Origin of the sequence: Vibrio gallicus, assembly GCF_024346875.1 — a bacterium.
GTDB classification, from domain to species: Bacteria; Pseudomonadota; Gammaproteobacteria; order Enterobacterales; family Vibrionaceae; genus Vibrio; species Vibrio gallicus.
The window spans coordinates 386,961-411,673 of sequence record NZ_AP024872.1; the positions used below are offsets into that span (position 1 = coordinate 386,961).

General features: G+C 42.9%; 24 protein-coding genes and 1 pseudogene. 17 read left to right on the top strand and 8 right to left on the bottom strand.

The window, feature by feature from the left end:
- The first annotated feature begins 403 nt into the window (after positions 1-403).
- From OCU28_RS13350 to OCU28_RS13365, 4 genes are all read left to right on the top strand, one after another.
- Positions 404-541 carry a lipoprotein gene (locus OCU28_RS13350; protein WP_261818173.1) on the top strand — a complete coding sequence of 46 codons (138 nt, stop codon included), beginning with the start codon at positions 404-406 and terminating at the stop codon, positions 539-541.
- Positions 542-855: 314 nt separating this feature from the next.
- Positions 856-2,742: a DEAD/DEAH box helicase gene (locus OCU28_RS13355; RefSeq protein ID WP_261818174.1), complete on the top strand. Its 1,887-nt coding sequence runs from the start codon at positions 856-858 to the stop codon at positions 2,740-2,742.
- Positions 2,743-3,020: 278 nt separating this feature from the next.
- The gene (locus tag OCU28_RS13360) at positions 3,021-4,214 is read left to right on the top strand and encodes an acetate/propionate family kinase (protein WP_261818175.1); all 1,194 of its coding nucleotides are present in this window, start codon (positions 3,021-3,023) and stop codon (positions 4,212-4,214) included.
- Between the two features lie 150 nt (positions 4,215-4,364).
- The gene (locus OCU28_RS13365; RefSeq protein ID WP_390623831.1) at positions 4,365-4,595 is read left to right on the top strand and encodes a LysR family transcriptional regulator; all 231 of its coding nucleotides are present in this window, start codon (positions 4,365-4,367) and stop codon (positions 4,593-4,595) included.
- Here OCU28_RS13365 and OCU28_RS13370 read toward each other — a convergent pair.
- A complete protein-coding gene (locus OCU28_RS13370; RefSeq protein ID WP_261816841.1) occupies positions 4,547-5,740 on the bottom strand; it encodes an ISL3 family transposase in 1,194 nt (397 codons plus the stop codon). The genes OCU28_RS13365 and OCU28_RS13370 overlap by 49 nt on opposite strands.
- Before the next feature lie 145 nt (positions 5,741-5,885).
- Here OCU28_RS13370 and OCU28_RS13375 point away from each other — a divergent pair, with 145 nt between their 5' ends.
- From OCU28_RS13375 to OCU28_RS13385, 3 genes are all read left to right on the top strand, one after another.
- A complete protein-coding gene (locus OCU28_RS13375; RefSeq protein ID WP_261818176.1) occupies positions 5,886-6,605 on the top strand; it encodes a LysR substrate-binding domain-containing protein in 720 nt (239 codons plus the stop codon).
- A gap of 152 nt (positions 6,606-6,757) precedes the next feature.
- Positions 6,758-8,245 (top strand): DUF1254 domain-containing protein, encoded by a 1,488-nt coding sequence (locus OCU28_RS13380; protein ID WP_261818177.1) that lies wholly within the window; start codon positions 6,758-6,760, stop codon positions 8,243-8,245.
- A 152-nt stretch (positions 8,246-8,397) separates the two neighbouring features.
- On the top strand, positions 8,398-9,018 hold the full coding sequence (locus tag OCU28_RS13385; protein WP_261818178.1) for a LysE family translocator: 621 nt from the start codon (positions 8,398-8,400) through the stop codon (positions 9,016-9,018).
- Between the two features lie 50 nt (positions 9,019-9,068).
- Here the strand turns inward: OCU28_RS13385 and OCU28_RS13390 are convergent, their stop codons facing one another.
- On the bottom strand, positions 9,069-9,590 hold the full coding sequence (locus OCU28_RS13390; RefSeq protein WP_261818179.1) for a cysteine hydrolase family protein: 522 nt from the start codon (positions 9,588-9,590) through the stop codon (positions 9,069-9,071).
- Positions 9,591-9,692: 102 nt separating this feature from the next.
- Between OCU28_RS13390 and OCU28_RS13395 the strand changes: the two genes are divergently transcribed.
- Positions 9,693-10,622, top strand: a complete 930-nt coding sequence (locus OCU28_RS13395) for a GlxA family transcriptional regulator (protein ID WP_261818180.1) — start codon at positions 9,693-9,695, stop codon at positions 10,620-10,622.
- 44 nt (positions 10,623-10,666) lie between these two features.
- Here OCU28_RS13395 and add read toward each other — a convergent pair whose 3' ends face one another.
- On the bottom strand, positions 10,667-11,662 hold the full coding sequence (add, locus tag OCU28_RS13400) for an adenosine deaminase (RefSeq protein WP_261818181.1): 996 nt from the start codon (positions 11,660-11,662) through the stop codon (positions 10,667-10,669).
- A 242-nt stretch (positions 11,663-11,904) separates the two neighbouring features.
- On the opposite strand from add, the gene nirB reads away from it, so the two are divergent.
- From nirB to OCU28_RS13440, 8 genes are all read left to right on the top strand, one after another.
- Entirely contained in the window at positions 11,905-14,460 is a 2,556-nt protein-coding gene (nirB, locus tag OCU28_RS13405; RefSeq protein WP_261818182.1) for a nitrite reductase large subunit NirB, read from the top strand.
- A 14-nt stretch (positions 14,461-14,474) separates the two neighbouring features.
- On the top strand, positions 14,475-14,798 hold the full coding sequence (gene nirD, locus OCU28_RS13410; RefSeq protein ID WP_261818183.1) for a nitrite reductase small subunit NirD: 324 nt from the start codon (positions 14,475-14,477) through the stop codon (positions 14,796-14,798).
- 118 nt (positions 14,799-14,916) lie between these two features.
- Positions 14,917-15,726 (top strand): formate/nitrite transporter family protein, encoded by an 810-nt coding sequence (locus OCU28_RS13415; protein WP_261818184.1) that lies wholly within the window; start codon positions 14,917-14,919, stop codon positions 15,724-15,726.
- A gap of 172 nt (positions 15,727-15,898) precedes the next feature.
- Positions 15,899-16,660: a uroporphyrinogen-III C-methyltransferase gene (gene cobA, locus OCU28_RS13420; RefSeq protein ID WP_261818185.1), complete on the top strand. Its 762-nt coding sequence runs from the start codon at positions 15,899-15,901 to the stop codon at positions 16,658-16,660.
- 129 nt (positions 16,661-16,789) lie between these two features.
- Positions 16,790-17,626, top strand: a complete 837-nt coding sequence (locus OCU28_RS13425) for a hypothetical protein (protein ID WP_261818186.1) — start codon at positions 16,790-16,792, stop codon at positions 17,624-17,626.
- A 182-nt stretch (positions 17,627-17,808) separates the two neighbouring features.
- Positions 17,809-18,807, top strand: a complete 999-nt coding sequence (locus OCU28_RS13430; RefSeq protein ID WP_261818187.1) for a transposase — start codon at positions 17,809-17,811, stop codon at positions 18,805-18,807.
- Between the two features lie 296 nt (positions 18,808-19,103).
- Entirely contained in the window at positions 19,104-19,802 is a 699-nt protein-coding gene (locus OCU28_RS13435; protein WP_261818188.1) for a DUF1223 domain-containing protein, read from the top strand.
- 90 nt (positions 19,803-19,892) lie between these two features.
- Positions 19,893-20,489, top strand: coding sequence for a beta-phosphoglucomutase family hydrolase (locus OCU28_RS13440; RefSeq protein WP_261818189.1), 597 nt, complete (start codon positions 19,893-19,895; stop codon positions 20,487-20,489).
- A 56-nt stretch (positions 20,490-20,545) separates the two neighbouring features.
- Here OCU28_RS13440 and OCU28_RS13445 read toward each other — a convergent pair whose 3' ends face one another.
- The 5 genes and pseudogenes from OCU28_RS13445 to OCU28_RS13465 all read right to left on the bottom strand — a co-directional run.
- A complete protein-coding gene (locus OCU28_RS13445; RefSeq protein WP_261818190.1) occupies positions 20,546-20,728 on the bottom strand; it encodes a hypothetical protein in 183 nt (60 codons plus the stop codon).
- 252 nt (positions 20,729-20,980) lie between these two features.
- Entirely contained in the window at positions 20,981-21,454 is a 474-nt protein-coding gene (locus OCU28_RS13450; RefSeq protein ID WP_261818191.1) for an FKBP-type peptidyl-prolyl cis-trans isomerase, read from the bottom strand.
- 8 nt (positions 21,455-21,462) lie between these two features.
- Positions 21,463-22,092 (bottom strand): thioredoxin domain-containing protein, encoded by a 630-nt coding sequence (locus tag OCU28_RS13455; RefSeq protein ID WP_261818192.1) that lies wholly within the window; start codon positions 22,090-22,092, stop codon positions 21,463-21,465.
- Positions 22,093-22,142: 50 nt separating this feature from the next.
- The gene (locus OCU28_RS13460) at positions 22,143-23,447 is read right to left on the bottom strand and encodes an inosine/guanosine kinase (RefSeq protein ID WP_261818193.1); all 1,305 of its coding nucleotides are present in this window, start codon (positions 23,445-23,447) and stop codon (positions 22,143-22,145) included.
- A gap of 202 nt (positions 23,448-23,649) precedes the next feature.
- Positions 23,650-24,087, bottom strand: a pseudogene (locus tag OCU28_RS13465) (CreA family protein); the annotation flags it as partial.
- A 90-nt stretch (positions 24,088-24,177) separates the two neighbouring features.
- On the opposite strand from OCU28_RS13465, the gene OCU28_RS13470 reads away from it, so the two are divergent.
- Entirely contained in the window at positions 24,178-24,657 is a 480-nt protein-coding gene (locus OCU28_RS13470; protein WP_261818194.1) for a flavodoxin, read from the top strand.
- Positions 24,658-24,713: the final 56 nt, after the last annotated feature.

The following is a 24,713-nucleotide window of genomic DNA, read 5'->3' on the forward strand; positions in this document are numbered from 1 at the left end:
ACTCATTGATATTAAATAGGTTTAATTCTTTTTCCAAAGCCTGCCTCAAAACGCTCTGAGCATTGCCAAGAGGTATTGTTGGAGGCGCGTAAATTGGGCGACGTGTTACTGGGTTATATTCTACATTCAACCAAAAGGAATGTATAACAAGAAGATCATTTGTTGGCTGCGATTTAACTGTTACTGCACCTGATTTATGAGTGTGGTTAGATATGTTGAGGGTAACTAATTTTGTGATTAAGCGCAGTCTGGGAAGTTTTTAGTGTAAATCCGGTCTTATTAATTAGCGTAACGGTCAGAAGCTTAAATCGCTGTAGATGTAGATCGATATGCTCGTTCAAGGCGTATAACCTGCAACAGTACGACTTGTTGTTGTGCGGTGTAGGTAGACAGGAGAACACTCATGAAAATAATATTCGCTGCGTTACTCACCCTTGTATTAGCCGGTTGTGCCCATACGGGATCCGACAATATGTCATATCAAGATCGTCAAGATCTGGTTAAACAACTACACTCTGATGGGCAAGGGCGCAAATATTAGGGTACCGAGAACATATACCCTTAAATCTAAGCATTAAAACGCGGACAGAACTCGTACTAACAGAGTCCAAATTACCAGAATTACAATGATAGAGTGGGGTAGTTAGTACCCGATCTGTGATCTATTTCAATTTATTTCTGGTAATTGTCCGTTTTTTAAGGCAGAATTCGCCTCCTTATTTTGTCCCTGGCGGCTTGATGCGTTTTATATGCTTATCCTTTCCTTAAAGCACGGAAATGTTGCATATGCTGGATTTGTGTATGAATTAGAAAGCACATGGGACCGTTTTTAATGACTAGTAAACTGGGATCCCAATGCAAGAATCTGAAATTAAATTCAGCGATTTAAAACTTAGTGAACAAATCCTTTCTGCCCTTGACGGCATGGGTTTTGTTACTCCTACACCTATCCAAGCAGCTTCTATTCCTTTGCTTTTGCAAGGCAAAGATGCGCTAGGTAAAGCACAGACTGGTACTGGTAAAACAGCGGCTTTCTCTCTACCACTTCTTACTCAAATTAACCTAGACCAACGCAAACCACAGGCTATCATTCTTGCGCCGACACGTGAGCTTGCGATCCAGGTTGCAGCTGAAATCAAAAACCTTGGTAAAAACATTCGTGGCCTTAAGGTTCTTGAAATCTACGGTGGTACTTCAATCGTAGATCAAATGCGTGCTCTTAAAAATGGAACGCATATCGTTGTTGGTACACCTGGTCGTGTACAAGACCTTATCAACCGTGATCGTCTACACCTAGATGAAGTAAATACATTTGTTCTCGATGAAGCAGATGAAATGCTTAACATGGGTTTTGTAGATGATGTAACGGCTATCTTGGAGCATGCTCCTACTTCGGCACAACGTGTACTTTTCTCAGCAACTATGCCTCCAATGCTTAAAACCATTGTAGAGCGTTTCTTGCGTGATCCAGCATTCGTAGATGTTGCTGGTAAAAACCACACCGTTGATAAAGTTGAGCAAAACTTTTGGGTAGTTAAAGGCGTTGAGAAAGATGAGGCAATGACTCGTATTCTTGAAACTGAAGAAACTGACGCTTCTATTGTATTTGTGCGTACACGCCAAGACACAGAACGCCTTGCAAGCTATCTAGCAGACCGTGGCTTTAAAGTTGCGGCGCTACATGGTGATATTCCTCAGTCTCAACGTGAACGTACAGTAGACAATATTAAACGCGGCGTGATTGATATCCTAGTAGCAACGGACGTTGTTGCTCGTGGTCTTGATGTGCCTCGTATTACACACGTATTTAACTACGACATTCCATTCGATGTAGAATCGTATATCCACCGTATCGGCCGTACAGGTCGTGCTGGACGTAAGGGTAAAGCTATCCTATTGGTACGCACTAACCAAATGCGTATGCTGCGCACTATCGAGCGCGTAACCAAATCTTCAATGGAAGAGATTCAACTGCCACTACGCGATAAAGTAGCTGAATCACGTCTAAACAAACTGGGTCTTGAGCTTGCAGCTGACTTGTCACATAGCTCTTTAGATAAGTTTGCTGAATTAGTAGAAAAGCTACAAGCAAACCTAGAGATCGATGCGGCAACATTGGCGGCTATCTTATTACGCCGTCAGCAAGGTAAACGTCCTCTGTTTTATGTTGGCGATGATCCTATGGTTGCGGCTATTGAACGTGATAAGAAGCGCCGCACTGAACGTCGTGAAGGTGGGCGTGATGGTCGTCGTGAAGGCGGCCGTGAAGGTGGTCGTGGTTACGGTCAAGACAACAAAGAGTGGGATACTTACCAATTGCAAGTTGGTCGTGAGCAAGGTGTCCAGGTTAAGGATATCGTTGGCGCACTTGCAAATGAGTTAGGCTTTACTAAAGGTTCTATCGGTGCAATTAAACTTGCTCCGGAACATACCTTTGTACAATTGCCAAAAGCAATGAGCTCAGAAACCGCTGGTAAACTACGTAAGCTTCGTATTCGTCAAAAAGAAACCGCAGCTGTAGTTTGCGACTTTGACGATTTCCGCGAATCTCGTGGTGGTCGCCGTGATGGTGGTGGTGCTCGTCGTGATGGTGGTGGTTATCGTGGTAACCGCGAAGGTAACCGTGAAGGTGGTCGTGGTCGTCGTGACGGGGAACGTCGTTTCGATCGTAACCGTGGCGGAGACAATCGTGGCAACTTTCGTGGAGAAAGAGGCCATACCCGCAACAAAACTGCAGAGTAATATCTAAAAAAACGGCGCTTATAGCGCCGTTTTTTTTACTACAATATTTTAATATAGAGTGAATAGTAATCGATCTGGTTCAAAAATATTTGAATATGATATATAAGTTACTAAATTTAGAGCTCAAAAAAATTCAAAACATGATCCAGCTCAAGGTTTTTGCTTTTTGTAATACAATTCAACTTAAAAAAATTTGAATTCGACAAAAAATATTTGATAATCGAATGCATCAAACGCATAAATATAATGCACCCCGGTCATATTTAGGATTTTTAAACATGGTTAGCAAGAACGTACTAGTTATCAACTCAGGCAGCTCTTCTCTAAAGTTTGCAGTTATTGACTCTCAATCAGGAGACGCATTGATCTCTGGTCTTGGCGAATGCTTTGGCTTGCCAGAAGCCGTGATTGGTTGGAAGTTTAATGGCGAGAAAGTTCAGGAAGCAATCAGCGACCTAGAAAATCCTCATCAAGCAGCTGTTAGCCGTGTTGTTAAGCTTATGGAAGAGTTAGGCTTTTGCGATAGCATCGTAGCGGTAGGTCACCGTATCGTTCACGGTGGTGAGAAATTCGATAGTGCAGTTCGCATTGATGACGAGATTCTTAAAGAGATTGAAGACCTTTCTGAACTTGCTCCTCTACACAACCCAGCGGGTGCAAAAGGTATTCGTGCTGCAATGTCAGCTTACCCATCTTTGCCTCAGTTTGCTGTATTTGATACTGCATTCCACCAAACAATGCCTGAAAAAGCGTTCATTTACGCTGTTCCTTACGAACTTTATGAGAAATATGGTATTCGTCGCTACGGTGCACACGGTACTAGCCACTACTTCGTAAGCCGTGAAGCTGCAAAAATGATCGGTAAGAAAGTTGAAGAAACAAGCGTTATTACTGTTCACCTAGGTAACGGCGCATCTGTTGCTGTTGTTGAAAATGGCATATGTCTAGATACCTCAATGGGCTTCACTCCACTTGCGGGCCTAATGATGGGTACTCGTTGTGGTGATATCGACCCAATCGTTATTGAATTCCTAATCAAGAAAGGTTGGGCTCGTGAAGATGTATTCGAAATGCTGAACAAAAAATCAGGTTTCTTGGGCATCTCTGAAATTACCTCTGACGTGCGTGGCATCGTAGAAGCAATGAACGAAGGTAACAAGGGCGCTAAACTCGCATTTGACGTATTTACCTATCGTGTAGCTAAGTACATTGCCTCTTACCTAGCACCTCTTTCTTCACTAGATGCGATTGCATTTACTGGTGGTATTGGTGAAAACTCTCTTGATGTTCGCCGTGAAGTTATCAAGAACCTTTCAATCCTTGGTTTTGAAGAAGACGTTGCAGGCAACGAAGCCGCTCGCTTTGGTGCATCGGGTCAAATCGCTGAATCTAAGATGCTTGGTGCTAAAGCAGTTGTTATCCCAACGAACGAAGAGTTCGTTATTGCTCAGCAATCGGTAGCGCTTCTGTAATCTGCTAATTGTCAGATACAAACACCTAACTAACCGCCTTTAATGGGCGGTTTTTTTTCGTATCAAACAAATTAATCTTACTCACAATATTCATTTACCGAGAATTAGTGCTTTACTATTATTACAAATATTGATGTTAGTAGAGATCAGATGCAAACGGATCGTGTTAAGAAACTCGCTAGGGTAGACCTAAATCTATTGGTTAGTTTGGATGTTCTGTTAAGAGAGAAAAATGTGACTCAAGCCGCGCAGGTTATGTTTGTTTCTCAATCGGCGATGAGTCGCAGTCTACAGCGCTTGCGAGATACCTTTGAAGACCCATTATTTAAGGTTCATCGCGGCTTTCCGGGGAAGGCCGCTTTTATCTTCATAAAGAAGTAATCCGTATCTCGGTACCCATAGCCCATTCTTTTGATTAGCTTGATCTTGTTATTAATCCCTTCCAAGGTGCATGTATTTAAATGATACAAAGCTGAAGACACTATCCCATGAAGGTACGGTTTCAGCTTTTTAGCGAAGTTTATGAGCGGTTTTACTCCGCTTTCATGGACTTGCTGCCACCATATTTCCCAAAGGTCTTTGGCTTGTTTTTCCGAGTCGCAGTACCAGAGCTCCTTGAGCTGAGCACCAAGTAAATGGGTCACCATTAAGTCACGGTTAACCGCAAGTATTTCATCCAGGTAACTTTGTTGCTTAGTATTTAAGTTCTCTCTATTTTTCAGTAATACCCAACGTGAGCGCTTGACCCAACGCCGTGCACTTTTGTCATCTTTAAGTTGGTTGGCTTGATCTACTCGAACTCTATCCATAACTTCTCGACCAAACTTAGCGACGACATGAAAAAGGTCATAGACAATACAAGCCTTTGGACAATGAGCTTGAACCTCTAGGTCAAAAGCGGTGTTCATATCCATTGCCACAACTTCGATATTTTGAGCATGCTCTCCAAGCATTTCAAAGAACGGACGTATATCTTTACGACTTCTACCTAGACCAATCCAAAGTACTTGATGCGTTTGTGCATCGGCGATAACAGTGGCGTAACGATGCCCCTTGAATATGGCAAACTCATCCATGACCAGTTGACGCAAACAACCCCAAGGAACCTCAGGTACGACACGCTTCAGACGTTGCTTATCTATTTCTTTGATGGTGTGCCAGTGCACCCCAGTAAGCTCTGAAATGTGTTTGATGGGTAGCAATGGTAATAGATTCTCAATGTAATCAATCAGCCGATTGGTAAGGCGAGAATATGGCTTAACCCAAGAAATAGACTCAGTCTTGATACCACAATTTGAACACCTGATGCGCCGAGTTTGAACGAGTAATTCGACGGGTGTGCCTAGCATCATCGCATCCTTAAGCGTTCGCCACTGAGTGTCATGAATAGAGTCAGAAACTTGACCACAAGAACAGTATGCAGGGGTATCAGGAATTAAGGTGATAGAGATTAATGAATCAGTTTTATAAGACTTTACGATCTGAAAGCCTTCCCAGAACGACGATAGGAAAGTATTATTCGGCATGAAAACGGTAGTTTGTGAAAGGTTGTGTTTGGCGATGTAACCTTACCACTAACTACCGTTTTTGTTTTCAGTTCCCACTAATCCGCGATGAACCTTATTTAATCGGACCGCAAAAGGTTTAGTGCCAACGGTTAAAGCGCTGGAGTTGGAAAAAGAACTCCGTTCATTATTACCTCAGTTAAGTGCGTTATTTGGCAGTGAAGAATTTGACGCTTCCTTGTGCTACGAAACCTTCTCGAAAGCGATGCCCAGCTTGCTAGGTAGCCTAATGATGCCATCACTTGCAAGTCATATTTTCAAGGTATCACCCCATTCCAATTTGATAGAAATCTCTGCAAAGAGTAACCCTTTTGATCTGTTAGATAGCGGAAAATTGGACTTTGCGGTCTACTATAGTGAGCAGAATAACAAGAAATATCGCTCACGATTACTTGGCACCATTTATCCTGAATTATTTGTTGGTAAGCAGCATCCTTTGGCTTACAGCAATCCTAATATTGCTCAAATCATGCAATATCCCTTTGTGGCAATGACGGTAGAAGAAGACCATAAACAGGCGTTTAATGCGCCACTATCGAGGTTATTTCGTGACTACGGAATACAGGTCGCCCCAGAGCTAAAAAGCACCCAAACCCAAGTTTTGCTGGATGTAGCGAAACGAACAGATAGTGTCATATTTGGCATGAATGCACTTAAACACTTACCTGATTTTGAACAGCATTTTGTGCCAATCTACCAATTTAAACAGGCGCAGGAGTACCATGTGCAACTGTTTCTGATTGAACATCAAAGAGTCTTTCATTCTCCTGCCCATCAGTGGTTCGCCTCGCAAATTGAACAGCAAACAATGGCTATCCTAGAATAATATGCCTTCCTAAAGTAATACCCGGTTAATGCATAATTCTACTTGCATGTAAGTCATTGGGAGGGTTTTAGTGTCTGACTTAGGATTAACTCAAAGCCTAGAAGGCCCCTGAATACGAAAACGTAGTTACTAAATTAAGGTGAGTATCCAATATGAAAAAGTTACTTTTAGCGTCGTTAATCTCAACCCTAGCATGTGGCGCTTATGCCACCCCTAAATACAGTGCAAATGTACCTGAGCAGGTCATTACACCAAATCATGTGCAATCTAGCTACCTTGGTGATTTGCACTATACCGACGGTGCGCCGAACGCTGAAACAATCGCTAAGGCGAATAACTTTGTAGATACGGCAAATGCGGTAAGGTTGTTTCTTTCGGGAATTCCAGCAGCATCAATGCAAGGTATGTTAGCGGGCCACGAAAGCATTGGTATGCAAGCAAATAAAACCATTGCTATCTCCGAGCAGATGTTGACTGCGGAGAGCCTGTGGTTAACCCCTAATACCACAACGCCTTATATTACCGGTGAGATAGACGTTAAAAACGGTCCTGTGGTTGTAGAACTCAATTCCCCTGTTTTGGGGCTGATTGACAATGCCGCGTTTAAGTTCACCAGTCGTATTGGGGTGACGCATCCGCAAGACCAAGGTAAAGGTGGCAAATACTTTGTTTATCACAACTCTTATGAAGGGAAGATCCCAGCTGGATATATCCCGATTCAAACCGACGGTTATCAACATTGGTTATTGCTGCGCTTGGTGAGTACCCCTGACACATTAGATAAATCAATCGCTCAACTAAAAGATACGATGAAGATATATCCATACTCTAACCCTGAGCAGCAAACTGAGTTTATTAATATTTCCGGTGAAAAATACAATACTGTGCATGCCATGGATGAGACATTTTATCAGGAGATTAATGCCCTGGTTCAATATGAACCGACCCAGCTTTGGGACGAAGAATTTATAGGCTTGGCAAAAGAGCTTGGAATAGAGAAAGGTACGCCGTTTAAACCAAGCCCAGAGATGCAACAGGTGTTTATTGAGGCTGCTAAGATTGCCACCGCAGAGATCCGAGGAGCCACATTCTCGCCAGATAAGGAGATGGTAGTGTATGACGATCGTGCATGGTACACACCGCTTATATCTGGTTATGAGTTTAAAGATGAAAATGGCGTACTAAACCTAAGTGAGCGTGCAGTATTTCACTTTTATGCCACGGGAACGACGCCAGATATGGTCACAGAGGAAGTAGGCAAGGGGTCAGCTTATTTAATTGGTTCTAGAGATGCAGATGGTCAATTATATGATGGGTCGAAACACTATACGGTTACCCTACCTAAGGGGATACCAGTGGCTAATTTTTGGTCGTTTATGATTTACGATAATCAAACTCGCTCAATGTTGGAGACCGATCAACGCTCAGCTGGTGTGGATGGTTTGAAAAAGGGGCTGCGCACTAATAAAGATGGTTCGATTACCATACATTTCGCGCCGAAAGCACCAAAAGGCTGGGAAAACAACTGGGTTCAGACTATGCCCAATAAAGGGTTCAACTTGTTGTTTAGAGTCTATGGTCCAACTGAAGCTTGGTTTGATAAGAGTTGGCGTCCAGGGGATCTCGAACTTCAGAAATAATCTTATAAACACCACAGCTTGACTGTGGTGTTTTTACTTATGCATTAGCATTATAAAGCGCCTTTGTAGAATTGGATTGGTCTGTAAGGTTGCATATTTATTTATGATGGGATAATTTCGAATCATTGCGCTGGTAATTAATTAGGATGTTAATGGACACGTCAGTATTATGGGTATTTATCCCTACTTTTTTCTTTGTTTCAATTACCCCAGGGATGTGTATGACGCTTGCGCTGGGCCTAGGCATGAGTATAGGCTACAAGCGTACACTATGGATGATGCTAGGAGAGGTCGTCGGTGTTGCGGTAGTCGCTATCAGTGCGGTTGTGGGGATTGCGGCCGTGATGATCAAAATGCCCACTCTATTTCTGCTATTTAAGATCGTTGGCGCCAGTTATCTTACCTATCTAGGTATCCAAATGTGGCGCTCTAAGGGAAAGATGGCCATATCTTCCGAAAGCCTTAGTGTTGATCAAAGCTCCAACTACGCCTTAATGGCACAAGGATTTATTACCGCGATAGCCAACCCTAAAGGCTGGGCCTTTATGGTAAGCCTATTACCTCCGTTTATTTCGTCTCAGTATTCTCTAACCCCACAACTGGCCATTTTAGTCGCTATCATTATGCTATCTGAGTTTATCTGTATGTCGATTTATGCATCGGGTGGAAAGGGGCTTCGCGCTATGTTGGCCAATAGAGACAACGTAAAAGTGATGAACCGAATAGCAGGAAGCCTGATGATCATGGTAGCGATCTGGTTGTTAATTGAATAACCCCCTGTAGATACAGAAGAAGTAGGCTCACTCTTCTCTGTATTGGGACTTTAGCCAAAGATCTGCTGTGTCGTTGCCAAAACGATACGTGGTTTTAAGGCGTTTAAAGCTATCTTGTGCACCATTTCATCTACGGTCGTGGTGCAGTCAGACAAGACTGAAACATTGTATTTTTCAGCAGTTTTTGACAGTGCGGTATGCGTAATGCAATTTTGCGTCATCATGCCACACAATACTAATTCAGAAACATTATGTTGCTGTAACACCTCGTCTAAATTAGTGCAATGAAACCCGTCGGCATACCTCTTAATAACAATCTGTGCTTGTGGTGCTATCTCCATTATTTGTGGATGGATATCAACCCCTTGCGTTCCATGATTGAAAAATGGTGCTGACCCCAATTTAGGGTCGGCAATGTGTTGGACATGCACAATTAATACATTGTTTTGCAGAGCTTGAATCATAGCTTGCTTCACATTGTTTAGGGTGTGTTCGGTATTCCATAGCGGAAATTTACCTTGCGGAAAATAATCATTTTGAAGGTCGATAACAATTAGCGCTTGATTTGACATGTTGAGTTCCTATTCGCGTGCAATATTTGTAATTGATGCGCCTATTATGTTGGCGATATACTGTTTTGACAGTAGTCATTTATGACATAAAAAGTGGTAAAAATGACAATTAGACAGCAGCGAGTGGCATTGCTTGCCTACCCAAGCGTCTCCAAATCAGCAGTGTATGGGCTTTGTGAGTTATTCGAGGTGGCAAATCGTGTGTTAGCGCAACGGGCGATTGGAATCAAATTCAGTATCAGTATTGTCGAATGTATTGACGATTGTATTGAGTCACAGCTAATTATTATTCCACCTAGTATTGATCAAGATAGAGCTTATCTGAGGGTAGACGAATGGATAATCGAATGGATCAAAGGCAGCCACGCTAAGGGTTGCGTATTGACATCGGCATGTGCCGGGGCGTTCATACTGGCTAGGTGTGGGGTAATTGGCGGGCGTAGCATCACCACTCATTGGGCCTTGGCCGAGTTGTTTACCCAGCACTTTCCAGATATTCCAGTACATGCGGACAAAATTCTCATCTCACATGGTGACATTGTCACGTCTGCTGGGGTTATGGCATGGGTCGACTTAGGATTAGAGATTATATCGCGTTTCTGCTCGCCCTCTGTAATGCGTCAAGTAGGTAAGATACTAGTGGTCGATACTGGGTCTCGACAACAGAGCTATTACGCTCAGTTTAGTCCATCGGAAACCCATGGGGATGCAAGTATCATCAAGGCTCAGCACTGGATTCATACGCACTATTCGAAACCTTTATCAGTAACAAATATTGCACAGCAGTGTCATCTGACTACACGCACCTTGTTGAGACGATTTCACAAAGCTACTGGCTATAAGCCGCTGCAATATGTTCAAAGATATCGAATTCAAATGGCGTGTGAACAATTGGAGTGTTCAAACCTAAGCTTTGAGAGCATAGCTAGGAAGGTGGGATATGAGGATGTGGGTGCTTGCCGAAACCAGTTTCAGAAAATTGTAGGGCTAACCCCTAAGATGTTTCGGCAGCGATTTGTACGCGACAGTTAACTCTGTCGCGCCGCTTTAGCTCGTAATAATGCAAGAGAGTATGTTTACTTAAGCAGTGACTTTAACTGCTGTTTAATCTCATCACTAGCAAAGCTCTGTTCAACCGATTGCAGGTAAATTTTATGGTAATCCGATTCGGTTAACTCAAAGTGCTCAATTACCTTTTGTACTTCTTTTGTCATGGTGGTATTGGATACGGTACGATTATCTGTGTTGATAGTCACCGGTAGCCCTTGTCTATAGAACTGAGCTGCAGGGTGGTCTTTCAACTGTTTAACCGCTTTAGTTTGAACATTACTGCTAGGGCATGTTTCCAGCCCGACGTTGCCATCTTTGACTGCGTTATATCCACCCTTATGGTTGTGAATGAAGATCCCATGGCCTATGCGTTGAGCATGCAATAAACGAATCGCATCTTCGACATTCTGCCCTTCACCTTGTTCACCCGCATGGATAGTAATATTAAAACCAAGCTTTCGCGCATAATCTGCGTGGGAGATAAAGTCGTGACAAAAACCGGCAAATTCAGCGCCAGCAAGATCAAAGGCACACACGCCTTTACCTAAAAACGGCTGACACTGGTCGAGCATCGGGATAATAGTATCAGTTGGCATGGTTCTTAATGCGCAAATGATAATATTGCCTTGGATATCATGGTCTTGCTGGGCTTGATCTAGGCCCTTAACAACTGCACTTACAATCTGTTCTACATTCAGCCCTAATTGGGTATGCAATAATGGGGCAAACCGCACTTCCATATATTTAACGTTTTCCTGGGCCGCATCTTGATAGACCTCATAAGTAATACGCTCTAGTGCATGCTCTGTCTGCATCACCTGTAGAGGTAGGTCAAAGCGCGTTAAATATTGCTGAAGATCGTTACAGGTTTCGGGCGCTATCATCATTTCACCAATAACAGACACATCTTCGCTTGGTAATTCGATATGTTGCAATTTAGCCAGCTCGATGAGAGTTGCTGGGCGTAGACTGCCGTCTAAATGGCAATGGAGGTCTATTTTTTTAAGGTCGAAATAATTCATTGTTATATAGGGTTGTCAATGGTTTTGATTGCTAATAATTCTAACAAGTGACTGAGATAGTTACAATTTTCGTAACTCGTTAAAAACATTCAAATTAATAAATAACGCTATCGAATCATCATCTTGTAATACAAATACCCAATAAGGGGTATATTGGTCTTGAATTGATTTAGATCAATTCTGGTAATCGTCGCACCCATAGAATCGAGCGCAGTATTAATTCATAAATTAAGGAACCACCAATGAGCAAGATGAAGTTAGTCATCATCGGAAATGGTATGGTGGGACACCGTTATATTGAAGATCTGGTTGATAAAACAGACGTCACAAACATGGATATCACCGTGTTCTGTGAAGAGCCACGTAAGGCATATGACCGTGTTCACCTTTCCTCCTATTTCTCACACCACACCGCAGACGAGCTTTCTCTTGTAAAAGAGGGTTTTTATGAAAAGCACGGTATTAATCTATTGATTGGTGAGCGTGCGATTAACGTTAACCGTGACAAGCGCATTGTACACTCTAGTACTGGTCGTGAAATTCAATACGATAAGCTGGTTATGGCAACGGGGTCATTCCCATTTGTACCACCGATCAAAGGCCGTGAGAGTAAAGACTGCTTTGTTTATAGAACCATTGAAGACCTAAAAGCGATTGAAGCTTGCTCTAAGAAAAGCAAGGTCGGGGTAGTTATTGGTGGTGGTCTACTTGGATTAGAAGCGGCAGGCGCACTTAAAGCTTTGGGCGTTGAGACTCACGTTGTCGAATTTGCACCTAAGCTAATGGCAGAGCAGCTTGATCAAGCTGGTGGCAATCAGTTACGCAAAAAAATTGAGAGCATGGGGGTTAAGGTTCACACCAGTAAAAATACCCTTGAGATCGCACCTGAAGGTGTTAATGCCCGCAACGTTATGCGTTTTGCTGATGGTACTGAGATAGAAACCGACTTCATCGTTTTTTCTGCTGGGATTCGTCCTCAAGATAAGCTTGCTCGTGAAATGACGTTAGATATTGCCCCTCGTGGTGGTATTGCGATTAATGATTATTGCCAAACCTCTGATGACAATATTTATGCCATTGGTGAGTGTTCGTCATGGAATGAGCACTTTTATGGCTTGGTTGCCCCAGGGTATAAAATGGCTACTGTTGCCGTTGATCATCTAGTGGGTAACGACAGCACATTCGAAGGCGCTGACATGTCAGCAAAACTGAAATTGCTTGGGGTAAAAGTAGGTTCAATAGGTGATGCCAATGGTCGCACGCCAGGTTGTAAGAGCTACGTATACCAAAACGAAGAGCAAGAAGTCTATAAACGCCTTATTGTATCCGCAGATAACAAAAAACTGCTTGGCGCGGTAATGGTTGGAGATACCTCCGATTATGGCGATTTACTGCAATTGATGTTAAATGAAATTGACCTTCCTGAACATCCCGACGCGTTGATCCTTCCAGCTCACGCTGGCGCAGAAAAGCCGACTCTCGGCGCTGATGCACTGCCTGAATCTGCTGTGATCTGCTCATGTTTTGACGTAACCAAAGGCAAGATCGCACAAGCGGTTGCTGATGGCCACCATACCATAGGCGATATAAAGTCAGTGACGGGTGCGGGAACCGGTTGTGGCGGTTGTATTCCCTTGGTCACATCTGTACTTAATGCGGAGCTTGAAAAAGCGGGCGTTGTAGTGAAAAACGACGTATGTGAACACTTTGCATACTCTCGTCAAGAGCTATTCCATCTGGTACGCATTGGTGAAATCAAGACCTTTGATGAGTTACTTGAAAAGCATGGCTCAGGCTATGGCTGTGAAGTGTGTAAACCTCTGGCCGGCTCCATCTTGGCATCATGCTGGGGTGAACACATCCTTAAGCCTGAATTGGTTAAATTGCACGACACCAACGATAACTTCTTAGGCAACATGCAAAAAGACGGCACCTATTCGGTTATTCCTCGTATGGCTGGTGGTGAAGTTACACCACAAGCACTCGGCGTTCTGGCTGATGTTGCTGCAGAATATAACCTTTATACCAAGATAACTGGCGCACAGCGCATTGGCTTATTCGGTGCGCAAAAGGATGACCTTCCTGCTATTTGGAAGAAGCTGATTGCCGCAGGGTACGAAACCGGTCAAGCGTATGCTAAGGCACTTCGCATGGCAAAAACCTGTGTTGGTTCAACCTGGTGCCGCTATGGTGTTCAAGACTCAGTAGGGCTTGGTGTGATGATCGAGAACCGTTACAAGGGTATTCGAACGCCTCATAAGATGAAATTTGGTGTTTCAGGTTGTACCCGAGAGTGTGCCGAAGCGCAGGGTAAAGACTTAGGTATCATTGCAACTGATGCTGGTTGGAACCTATATGTCTGTGGTAATGGTGGTATGAAGCCTCGTCATGGTGACCTGCTTGCAGGGGATCTTGATCAAGCAACGCTACTCAAATATATCGATCGTTTCATGATGTTTTATATCCGCACCGCTGCGCCACTGCAACGCACTTCGGTATGGTTAGAAAACCTCGAAGGCGGGGTTGATTATCTACGCGAGGTTATTGTTGAGGACAAGCTTGGTATTAACGATCAGTTAGAGAGTGATGTGGCCAAACTTATTGAAGAGTATCGCTGTGAGTGGACCGATGCGATAAACGATGAAGCACAGCTCAAACGCTTTGCCCATTTCATTAACTCAGATCAACGCGATGATAACGTGGTGTTTGTAACCGAGCGTGACCAGCATCGTCCGGCAACATTTACTGAAAAGCACCCACAAGCGAAGGGCGATATCCTTCATGTTGATTTGGTGTAAAGGGAGACGACATCATGGCATTTACTAAAGTTTGCAATATAGACGACATCATCCCAGGTACTGGTGTGTGCGCATTGGTTGGTGAAGAGCAGGTTGCTATTTTTCGCCCTACAGCGGAAAAATCAGTCTTCGCGATAAGCAATATGGACCCATTTTATCAATCAAATGTGCTGTCTCGCGGCCTTATTGTGGAGCATGACCAGCAATTTTGGGTGGCGAGCCCCCTCAAAAAACAACGCTTTAATCTGTTGACTGGTGCGTGTAAGGAAGATGAAAACTTCAATATTAAGGCGTACAAGACGCGCGTTAATAAAGATTATGTGGAAGTGTCCGCCTAAAGATTAAATAGTCGAAGCGTTCTGGGCTATAGGGCTACACACGAGTGGGGGCTTGGTGTATAGCTTGTTTCCGAGAACGCTTACCTATTTATTTTTAAATTTAATGATAGGGAACAAAATGAACGACTTTAAACCTGCAGAAATAGTACAAACTATGATTGATGCTGGGGAAGCGAAGATAAAAACTAGCACTCGTGACCTGGTACTTCGAGGCACTATGGCGGGGATTATTCTTTCACTAGCAGTTGTAGTCGCAATCACTACTATTGTGCAAACAGGAATCGGTATTGTTGGGGCTTTGGTGTTCCCAGTAGGTTTTTGTATTTTAAGCCTGATGGGCTATGACCTGGTCACGGGAGCATTTGGCTTAGCACCTTTGGCAAAATTTGATAAGCGTCCTGGGGTTACATGGGGTGGCGTATTACGTGTATGGGGATGGGTTGGTTTAGGTAACCTTATTGGTTCTTTGATCGTCGCGTTTTTGATCGCCGTTTCTTTGACGGCTAATTTCTCTATAGAGCCAAATGCGGTTGCTCAGAAATTTATTGCTGCATCGACAGCGCGCTCAGCAGGATTTGAACATATGGGCTTTGATGGATGGATAACGTGTTTTGTTCGCGCTATCTTCTGTAACCTTATGGTGTGCTTAGGTGTCATTGGTAATATGAGCTCACGTACTGTAGCTGGTAAAGTGGTTGCGATGTGGCTTCCTATCTTCATCTTCTTTGCGCTTGTGTTTGAGCATACGGTTGTAAATATGTTCTTGTTCCCTCTAGGTATGATGCTAGGTGCAGATTTTGGTATTGCGACTTGGTTGAACTTCAATCTAATCCCAACCATTTTAGGTAATATCGTAGGTGGTTTATTATTTACCTGTATTCCTCTTTATCTTACTCACGCTAAAACAGCACCTGCTGTGGGTAAATAAACGACTACAACATGTAGCAATATAGCGCAGTTGCCCTGCATTTTGTGGGGCAATTGTATATAGCTGGTCCTCTGTGGAATACTGCGGGAGACGCGTTATATACAATTTTTAGCCATTTGAACTTAAGCACTTGATGCTAGGTGTATTGACTAGCCAATAGCGAGTTATAACTATGACAAAACATGCAACTTCAGCAAATCAAGGTGGATTTGTTTCGTTAGTCGGTGCGGGGCCTGGAGATCCAGACCTTTTGACTGTAAAAGCGTTACGACTCATCCAAAAAGCTGAGGTTGTATTATATGACAGGCTGGTTTCAGAAGAGATCATGGAGTTAGTTAATCCTCAGGCAGAGCGGATTTACGTGGGTAAACGGCTCAATCTTCATTGTGTACCCCAAGACCAAATAAACCAAGTATTAGTGAATAAAGCACGTGAAAACAAGCATGTGGTGAGGCTAAAAGGCGGTGATCCTTTTATGTTTGGTCGTGGCGGTGAGGAGCTCGAAAAACTGGCAGCTGAAGCTATTCCCTATGAGGTAGTACCAGGTATTACAGCTGCTGCGGGGTGTACGGCTTATGCAGGTATTCCGCTTACTCATCGCGATCACGCACAGAGCGTACACTTTATTACCGGTCATCTAAAACGTGAAGGGATGGAAGTGGATTGGTCTGGTTTTGCTAAAGGGAATACTACCTTGGTTTTTTATATGGGATTAAAAGAAAGCCCTAATATTCAAGCTAAGCTTATGGATAATGGATTAGATGGTGACACACCGATTGCCATTATCGAACGCGGTACGACCGTTAATCAAAGAGTATTGACCGGAACCTTGAGCACATTGTCTGAAATCGCGATGCAGGCTATTAGCCCATCTTTGATAGTTGTGGGTAGTGTCACAAGCCTGCATAAACAATTGAGTTGGCTCGACAATTAGCGGGATATCTTCTACATTTAAATAGCGCGTAGTAGGTGGTTAGTTAAAGGATTTAACTCAAAACCTACCGAGCCATATTATCTAAGCCTCAGGAAGAGGCTCCATATCTGCTAGCAAGGAATGCTAACTATGAGGCGACGATGGCGGGGAGTCGATACTCTCTCTAGCTTTACCTACTTTATGTTGGGTTTAGCGGCTGTTACATCACTTTCGTTCTATCAAGGCTATATAGTCAAACTCGAATCTTCATCCATTATTAGCAACAGTTGGCAATGGATAGCATCGATTCTATTCTCTTGGGGAATTTTACTGATCTTTTTTACGAGTGCTCGACGCATTGTAAGGGCTGCGTGGGCATTGGTATCGATCATTATCGCGCTAGGAATCGGCTATTATTTCTCAGTACAATCGATCCCTTTACAATACACAGATACGGCTATTCGAATTGATAGGGCACCCAGTTTGTCCAGCGATAATCAGGTAAGTGAAGAGATCTTTGAAGCCTCAGATTTGAGTCAGAGCTACCAACAAGCGGTGTTGGAGTCAGGATGGTATACGATCTTAGATCCGGCACGAATAGAGGATGATACTGATTTAGTTGAAAGCTATTTTATCATTGATGAAACGCGCAAAGCGATCCTTAAGCACTTATTGCAAACTCAACAACAATCATATGAATTAGAAAAAAAAGTATATAACTCCGAAGCCAGTGGTGTCGAAGAGGGTTATGTTAAAGATCTAATGTATAAATCTCAGGTTCAAAAGAAGATCTGGAAAGCCGAGCTTCTAGCGTTAAGAGAGGTGCGCAGTATTATTAATATGTTGGATGAGAATAGAGATGCGTGGGATGTCCAAAACAACACCTTGATCTTTTATTCAGACTCAGATCGACAGCGTTTTCAACATATTATGGATAAACTGCAGAAGATCGGCGAGCAGCAGAAGTATTTAGATAACTTAAACTAAAGAATCAGAAATTCGCGCAGAAATTAGGAAATTAGCAAGAGAGAAATTAAGGAGAAATTAATGGACACCCACAAATATTGACGCAACTAAAAAAGAAATTAATGGACACCCACAAATATTGACGCAACTAGATCCCAGAACTAGCCTTAAGTGATGCACAGTGCACCTTGGAGGTAGTTGTTATGACCCAATCTCGACAGTCTCAAGTCTCCCTTTCTGATACCCCTTATTACCATTGTATCTCGCGTTGTGTTCGTCGAGCCTATCTGTGTGGCGACGATAAATATACAGGGCAATCATTTGAGCACCGCCGAGCATGGGTGGTTGAGCGAATGTATTATTTGTCGACGGTATTTAGTATGGATATCTGCGCCTATGCGGTGATGTCAAATCATTACCACATTGTGCTGCATGTCGACGAGCAATTAAATCAACAGCTTAGTGATGAAGAGGTCTGCTGGAGGTGGGGGCTGTTGTACTCACTTCCCGTATTAGTTCAGCGCTGGCTAAAAAAGCAAACCTGCGCTGAAGTTGAAAGTAAAGCGGCTCTTAGTATCATCAATGATTGGCGAGATCGCCTGATTGATATTTCATGGTTTATGCGCAGCCTAAATGAGTTTATTGCACGCAAAGCCAACGCAGAAGATGACTGCTCCGGAAGGTTTTGGGAGGGGAGGTTTAAGTCTCAAGCGTTACTTGATGAAGAAGCCTTATTAACGTGCATGGCTTATGTCGATTTGAACCCCATACGCGCAGGCATCAACGACAGTATCGAAGCGTCTGAATACACCTCCGTTTATGAGCGTGTTCACGGAGTGTCACATCAAGATGAACAGCAAAGTGACAACCCTTGTAACAAGAAGGCATTATTTGGTTTTGTTGGCGATACCAGTGAGTCTGAGCAGCTTGGCATTCCGTATTCATTACTCGATTATATTGAGCTAGTGGATTGGAGTGGCCGTGTTATTCGAAATGACAAACCCGGTGCAATTGTCGCTTCGCACCCGAAACTACTGCACTCACTCGGCTTAGATACAGAGACTTGGATGGGCTTAGCCAGTAATTTTGGTAAAGATTATCAAGGAGCTGTCGGTACACTAGATGAATTGGCGTTATTTGCAGAGCACACAGGTAGGCGATGGATAGCGAAAAAGAACCAACTGCGACGATGTTTGCACTAACCACTCGCTCTATTTACTCATATTCACCGCACATCTTTATTAATTAGCCTAGCTAACGACACGCCACGCCACGCCACGCCTTGAATTCCCCAATTTACGTATTTTAATGTCAATTTCACGGCATTATTCAACATTTACCAGATTCAAATCACTAACTTACACTTCACTATGTAACAGTTAAGTATCGTATTTAGAATATACAATATTTGGATGTCCACTAATAAAAGAATGGATGTCTAGAATGAAAGGAAAATTGTGTTAGTAGGGTCTTGTTACTGTAAGACAAGGAGAAACCTATGCGTTTTGTAATTCTTATACTGCTACAAATTCCTATTATTTGCTGGGCACAGACATGGTCTAATTCTGGAAAACCGGCACAACTGATACAATTATTTACCTCGCAGGGGTGTTCGAGTTGTCCTCCAGCGGATCAATACTTGTCATCATTTGCGAGCGAACCAAGGTTGTGGCTTGACAAAATTCCGGCTGCATATCACGTAGATTACTGGGATTATATTGGTTGGAAAGATCGCTATGCACAGCCTGCCTTTACTCAAAAACAACGCTTATTTCACTCTTATGGAGTGCTAAGCAGTGTCTATACCCCAAGTTTTGTTGTAGATGGTATGGAATGGCGAGGATTTTTCTATCGTAGGAGTAAGCAACTTCCGGCAAGGGAGGTTAACTCCGCAGGTAAATTGACCTTAACCTTGGATGGTTCTAGCTATCGCCTTAGCTATGAAGGTAGCAAGGAGTATATAGCAACTTTGGTTTTTCTTGCTTTAGATGAGAAAACCGAGGTTAATAAGGGAGAGAATCAGGGGCGAGTACTATCGCATGATTTCGTTGTTATACAAGAGCAGCAAAGGCAAGGAAAGCAACAGTGGCAATTTTCGAACTCTACTGACAATCGAATTGATGCAGTAGCCGCCTGGATTAGGCGCCCAACAGAGTTCAAACCGACTCAGACCGTCGCGGGTATGATTAATTTCTAGTGAATGTAATATGTTTGAGATTAAACGGATGTATATTCAATCAATTACCGTTTAGTATCCGTAAGATATTCACTTATCTAAGACATAACAATGACAATACAACTGCAAGATTATCAAGGCATTATCTTTGATATGGATGGGACTTTGATTGATACGATGCCGCATCATGTGGCTGCATGGCAACAGACTGCGCAACATTACCAGTTTGAATTTGATGGTAAATGGTTAAATGGCATGGGGGGTATGCCAAGCCCCAAGATAGTCATTGAGATCAACAACAAATATGGCTTGGCCCTTGATCCTATAGAAGTCTCTGCATTTAAGATGGCACTATTTAACAGCCTGAAAGATAAAGGCGAACTCATTGAGTCGACCTACCGCGTTTTACAGAACCATTTAGGTGAGAAAAAACTTGCTGTGGGGACTGGAGCGCAGCGAAAGGGTGCTATTGAGTTACTTAAAGCCAAAGGTATTATTGAACATTTTGATGCTATTGTGACCGCAACCGATGTTCAAAATCATAAACCATTTCCGGATACATTTTTGTTAGCAGCAGAAAAATTAGGACTAATTCCAGAGAGTTGTGTGGTGTTTGAGGATACTTTGCTGGGGTTACAAGCAGCACATGCTGCGGGTATGGATTGTATCTTGGTGACTGAGGCGGGTTTGGAGTTTAAGCCTGTCTAATACTTGATATTAAGGAAGGACCAAGCATATGGTCCTTTTCCTCAATTTGGCGTCAATTAAGCATCAATTAAGATGTTTTCGCTGCCATTATCGACTAATACAGCTTGTTCTTTCTCGATTAACTGTGCTGCATAAGAAGGGGTGACGGCAAATACCTCGCCTTTTGATTTCATCTTAGTTGGTTCCCATGCTTGGTCTTTGTATTTTCCAGGTTTAGTAATTTGAATTAATACTTTCATGGTTCAGCCTCATAATTGGTTATTTTGTCGGCTGTAACAATACTGCTTTTATTCAATCAGTGCATTATGGAAAAATGCAACATTAGATTGGCAAATTATGAAATTAATATGCAAATCGCATGATAATGCACGTATTGGAATAGGGGGAGGCTTGGGGTAGTTGAGCTGGAACGTTAGGTGATAAAAAATTGCGTAAAGTGGAAAGTAAAAAGGGATGGCAAGCCATCCCTTTTTGTTGCGCGCCGGTATTTTCTATTTGATATCGAGCAGCTCAACTTCAAAAATTAGGGTTGCTGAAGCTGGAATTGGGCCAGTTCCACCTTTACCATAAGCTAGGGTGCTAGGGATGAATAGACGGAATTTATCGCCTTTAGTCATTAGTTGAAGCCCTTCTTGCCAACCTTTGATCACCTTATTTAAAGGGAACTCAATTGGCTCACCACGATCTACTGAGCTATCAAATACCGTACCGTCAATCAAGGTACCGTGATAGTGCACTTTAACTACGCTTTTAGGCCCTGGATGGGTTTCACCGTCGCCTTTGTGTAACACTTCATATTGTAAGCCACTTTCGGTAGTTATAACCTCAGAACGCTGTGCATTTTGCTTTAGAAATTCTTGGCCTTGTTCAAAGTTAACTTGACCTTCTTTATGGTTGTTCCATACACGATAGGCCATAAATACGGCAAGAACGATGATGATCGCCGGAAATAAGAATTTTGACATAAGTTTGATTATCCTTGATTTAGAAGGTAGTTGATAGTATTTGCCATTGATTGAACATCGTTATGAGCAGATGTAATCACCATATATTTGCCATTTACAATGAAGGTCGGTACGGAATTGATCATCGCCTTTTCTGAGATTTTGATTGCATCTCCAACATCAGCGAACAATTGTTGCTGCTGCGACTTATCTAGATCGTAAGGGGAAACCATACCGTGGTCGTGATACGCCTTTTTTAGCAATGCAGTACGCTGCTCAGAGGTTTTGTCGCTGTCAGCATGATAGATATCGAATAAGGCGTGCATCATATCTGGTGCGACTTTGTTATTTGGAGATTGCATCTGTGCCGCGTAATAGAACATTGCAGCAAGCTGAGCATCTTTGTTAAACGTCACGTGCACCTTAGCGATAGGCTGACCAATTTTGTCTTCGATCTCAGGTATAAATTGCTCCATCTTCATACAATGACCGCAGGTCAAAGAGAATACTTCCGCAACTGGAGCATCGAGTATATCGCTGACGTCATTGGGTAATTTACTGTACTGTTTATTAAGTTCTGGTGTTGAATTCTCACTACAGGCTGTAATAAATAAACAACTGAAGGTAAGTAATGCAATGCTTTTGATTATTGATTTCATTGTTCTTCTTTATATAAAAATAGGCACCTAAGTGCCTAATTGTCAGTTGGTTAACGGTCCCAATATACTTCTTCTAAGCTGTCTTCTCGCTCGGGTAAAGAGCGCGATAAACGAGCTGAATGCTGTGTTAATAGCTGATAGCTTACCCGATTTGCATACTTACAAATTTGAGAAAGCGATGAATAAGTTAGGAAATTAACCTTATGCTTTTTAGAGGTCGGAACATTTTGCTTATGGTAAGCGTTGGCTGCAATATCGTGTAATACAGCAGATAACGCACCATCTCCAGCGCCATTGGTGTTCTTGATCTCTAGTGGCCCACCCAGATACGGTGCGATATGAGAGTATACCCGCACTGGTTCTACACAGTCCTTGTATAACATAGCACGGCTGAATTCGTATTTATTGAATTCAGCGATATTACCGGGCAATAATGTGAAGTCGGTTTCACGTGTATTACGAGTGTCACAATAACCTGCCATATAAAGCCCAACAGGACCTGCAGTACAGAGCACCAAATCAACCCAATCAAGGGCCATATTGGCAGCCAGCAATGGGTCTTTTTCACCGGTTAAGGCTTCAGCTTCTTCTTCGTTCATGGCGACAACGGTCACATTGGCTTTGAGGAAGTTTTGCCACCAATCAGCGTTGCCTTCAATGACAAATTTAGTACCAAGGGTTAATACCACTGGCACGTTATATTCTTTAGCAAGAGTGATTGCACGCTGAACGGCTTGGGGCATTGGGTCTTCAGGTTGGCCGCGCATAAGATACGCTGAAATTACCAACGCCGAGGCTTTCTCAAAGATAGCTTCAGGGATATTCTCGGGCTTTAACTGATTCATATGCCCTTCGTTGATGGCAAATGTGCGCTCTCCATCATCGCTAATAAGGGTATAACAGCGCCCAATAGGGCCATCAACGGTTTGTAAGTGATTGAGATTAACCCTAGCGGAATTTTTACATAGGTAGCGGTATGCATAAGAACCAACTTCAATATTCTTAGACATGACACCCAGTAGTACGGATTTGCTGTCAGCCAGCACAGAGAAGTTATGTAGGGTGTTACCGATTGTATCGCCGGGATGCTCATGAGTGATAAGATTTCGCTCTACAAGCTCTTGATATAATGCGTCGGCCACATGTTGTTCAACAACCAGCGAATGGCCCTTGCTTAAACCATATTTGTCTATGAACGCATTATCGACGCGAGCTTCAATATCAACAATTGTTTGACCTACACCAATTATGGTTGGTCGGGCAAGTTTTGGCGTTTGTTGAATTTGATTCGCGAGGGGATCACGAAGTTCGGTCGGGAAATAGTGTTTAGATTTTCTTTGGCCAGGGAATTTCATGTAAGGCTCAGTGGTATTGTTTTATGCAGAGTATACCATAGTGATATCTCTGCACATTCTCTATTCGCTCAAACAATAATCACTTAGATGCCTAAAAAATAGGTTCTCCATCTGCTGAGTTGCTTTCGTCTAAGGTCTGGCGTGCACTTGGCGCTGGCTGTGGCTGAACATCAGGCAAACTGGTTTGATTGGTTAGGCTCGGATACGCCTTTGTTCCCCATAAAGGTACCGTTGAAAGGCTATGCTTGAAACTGCCCTCGGTCTCTTTGGTGGTATAGGAGAGATAGAGTAAGGTGTGATTTTTCGCATCATAGATACGCCTAACTTTCATCGTTTTGAAGAAGATGCTTTTCGATTGTTTGAATACCACTTCCCCTGATTTACTCTTGTCGATAGCGGCAATCATTTCCGGCGTTATGTCACCGGTTTGGCGGCAGGAAATAGAACTGTCACTAGGATCAGAGAAACTCAAGTTAGCCTCAATGGATGCGATATGACATGTTACACCGGGGATTTTGTCATCATTCAAATTTGATATTTTAATATCTTTCATCGTAAACAGCCCCAGAGACACGTCACCCACTTCGTTTTTATTACAGCCGCTTAGGGTTAGGGCAAGTGCACAGCTCGCTAATGTCATTAACTTCTTCATTGAGTTTCCTTGTTTAACTAGGCGTTACCATTACTTAGGTATATAGTCTAACACACAACCAATAGTTAACTGATTGATATGAGTAGTGAAATTTTAGGTAAGAAAATAAGCTGGATGACTTCTCATATTGAAGTTGATTTTCCCACTCGTGAAAGTGTATTGGGTAAAGCCATATACCTTGACCTCATGGAGGCGTCGAGCACTGAAGCATTGACTGGCGAGATTGCTGCGAAAACAGGCATAGAGTGGTTGCAGGCTGACTTTCATAAAATGACGGTAATGTTCGCCGACCATTTTTCTAATAATGTACAACTTCCAACTCAAAGTCAGGGTTTGTTGCTTGAGTTCTTGGCCCAGATTATTCTAGATAAAGAAGCATCGCAGCTATGGCTAGCCTTTAATGATGGGCAGGTAGTTGCCACCGCAATTGTTACCCAAATGGATAAACAGATCTTAATATCGGATTTCCAGTTGGCGGATAAACACAAGCTGGGATCGTTGATTCAGCAAATTGGTGGTTTGCATAATACAATTTGGTTACAAGCTGTACAGTCGTGATCTAAATCAATTTTTAGAAACACAATTCGCACTCAGTTAACAAAACCTATCCACAG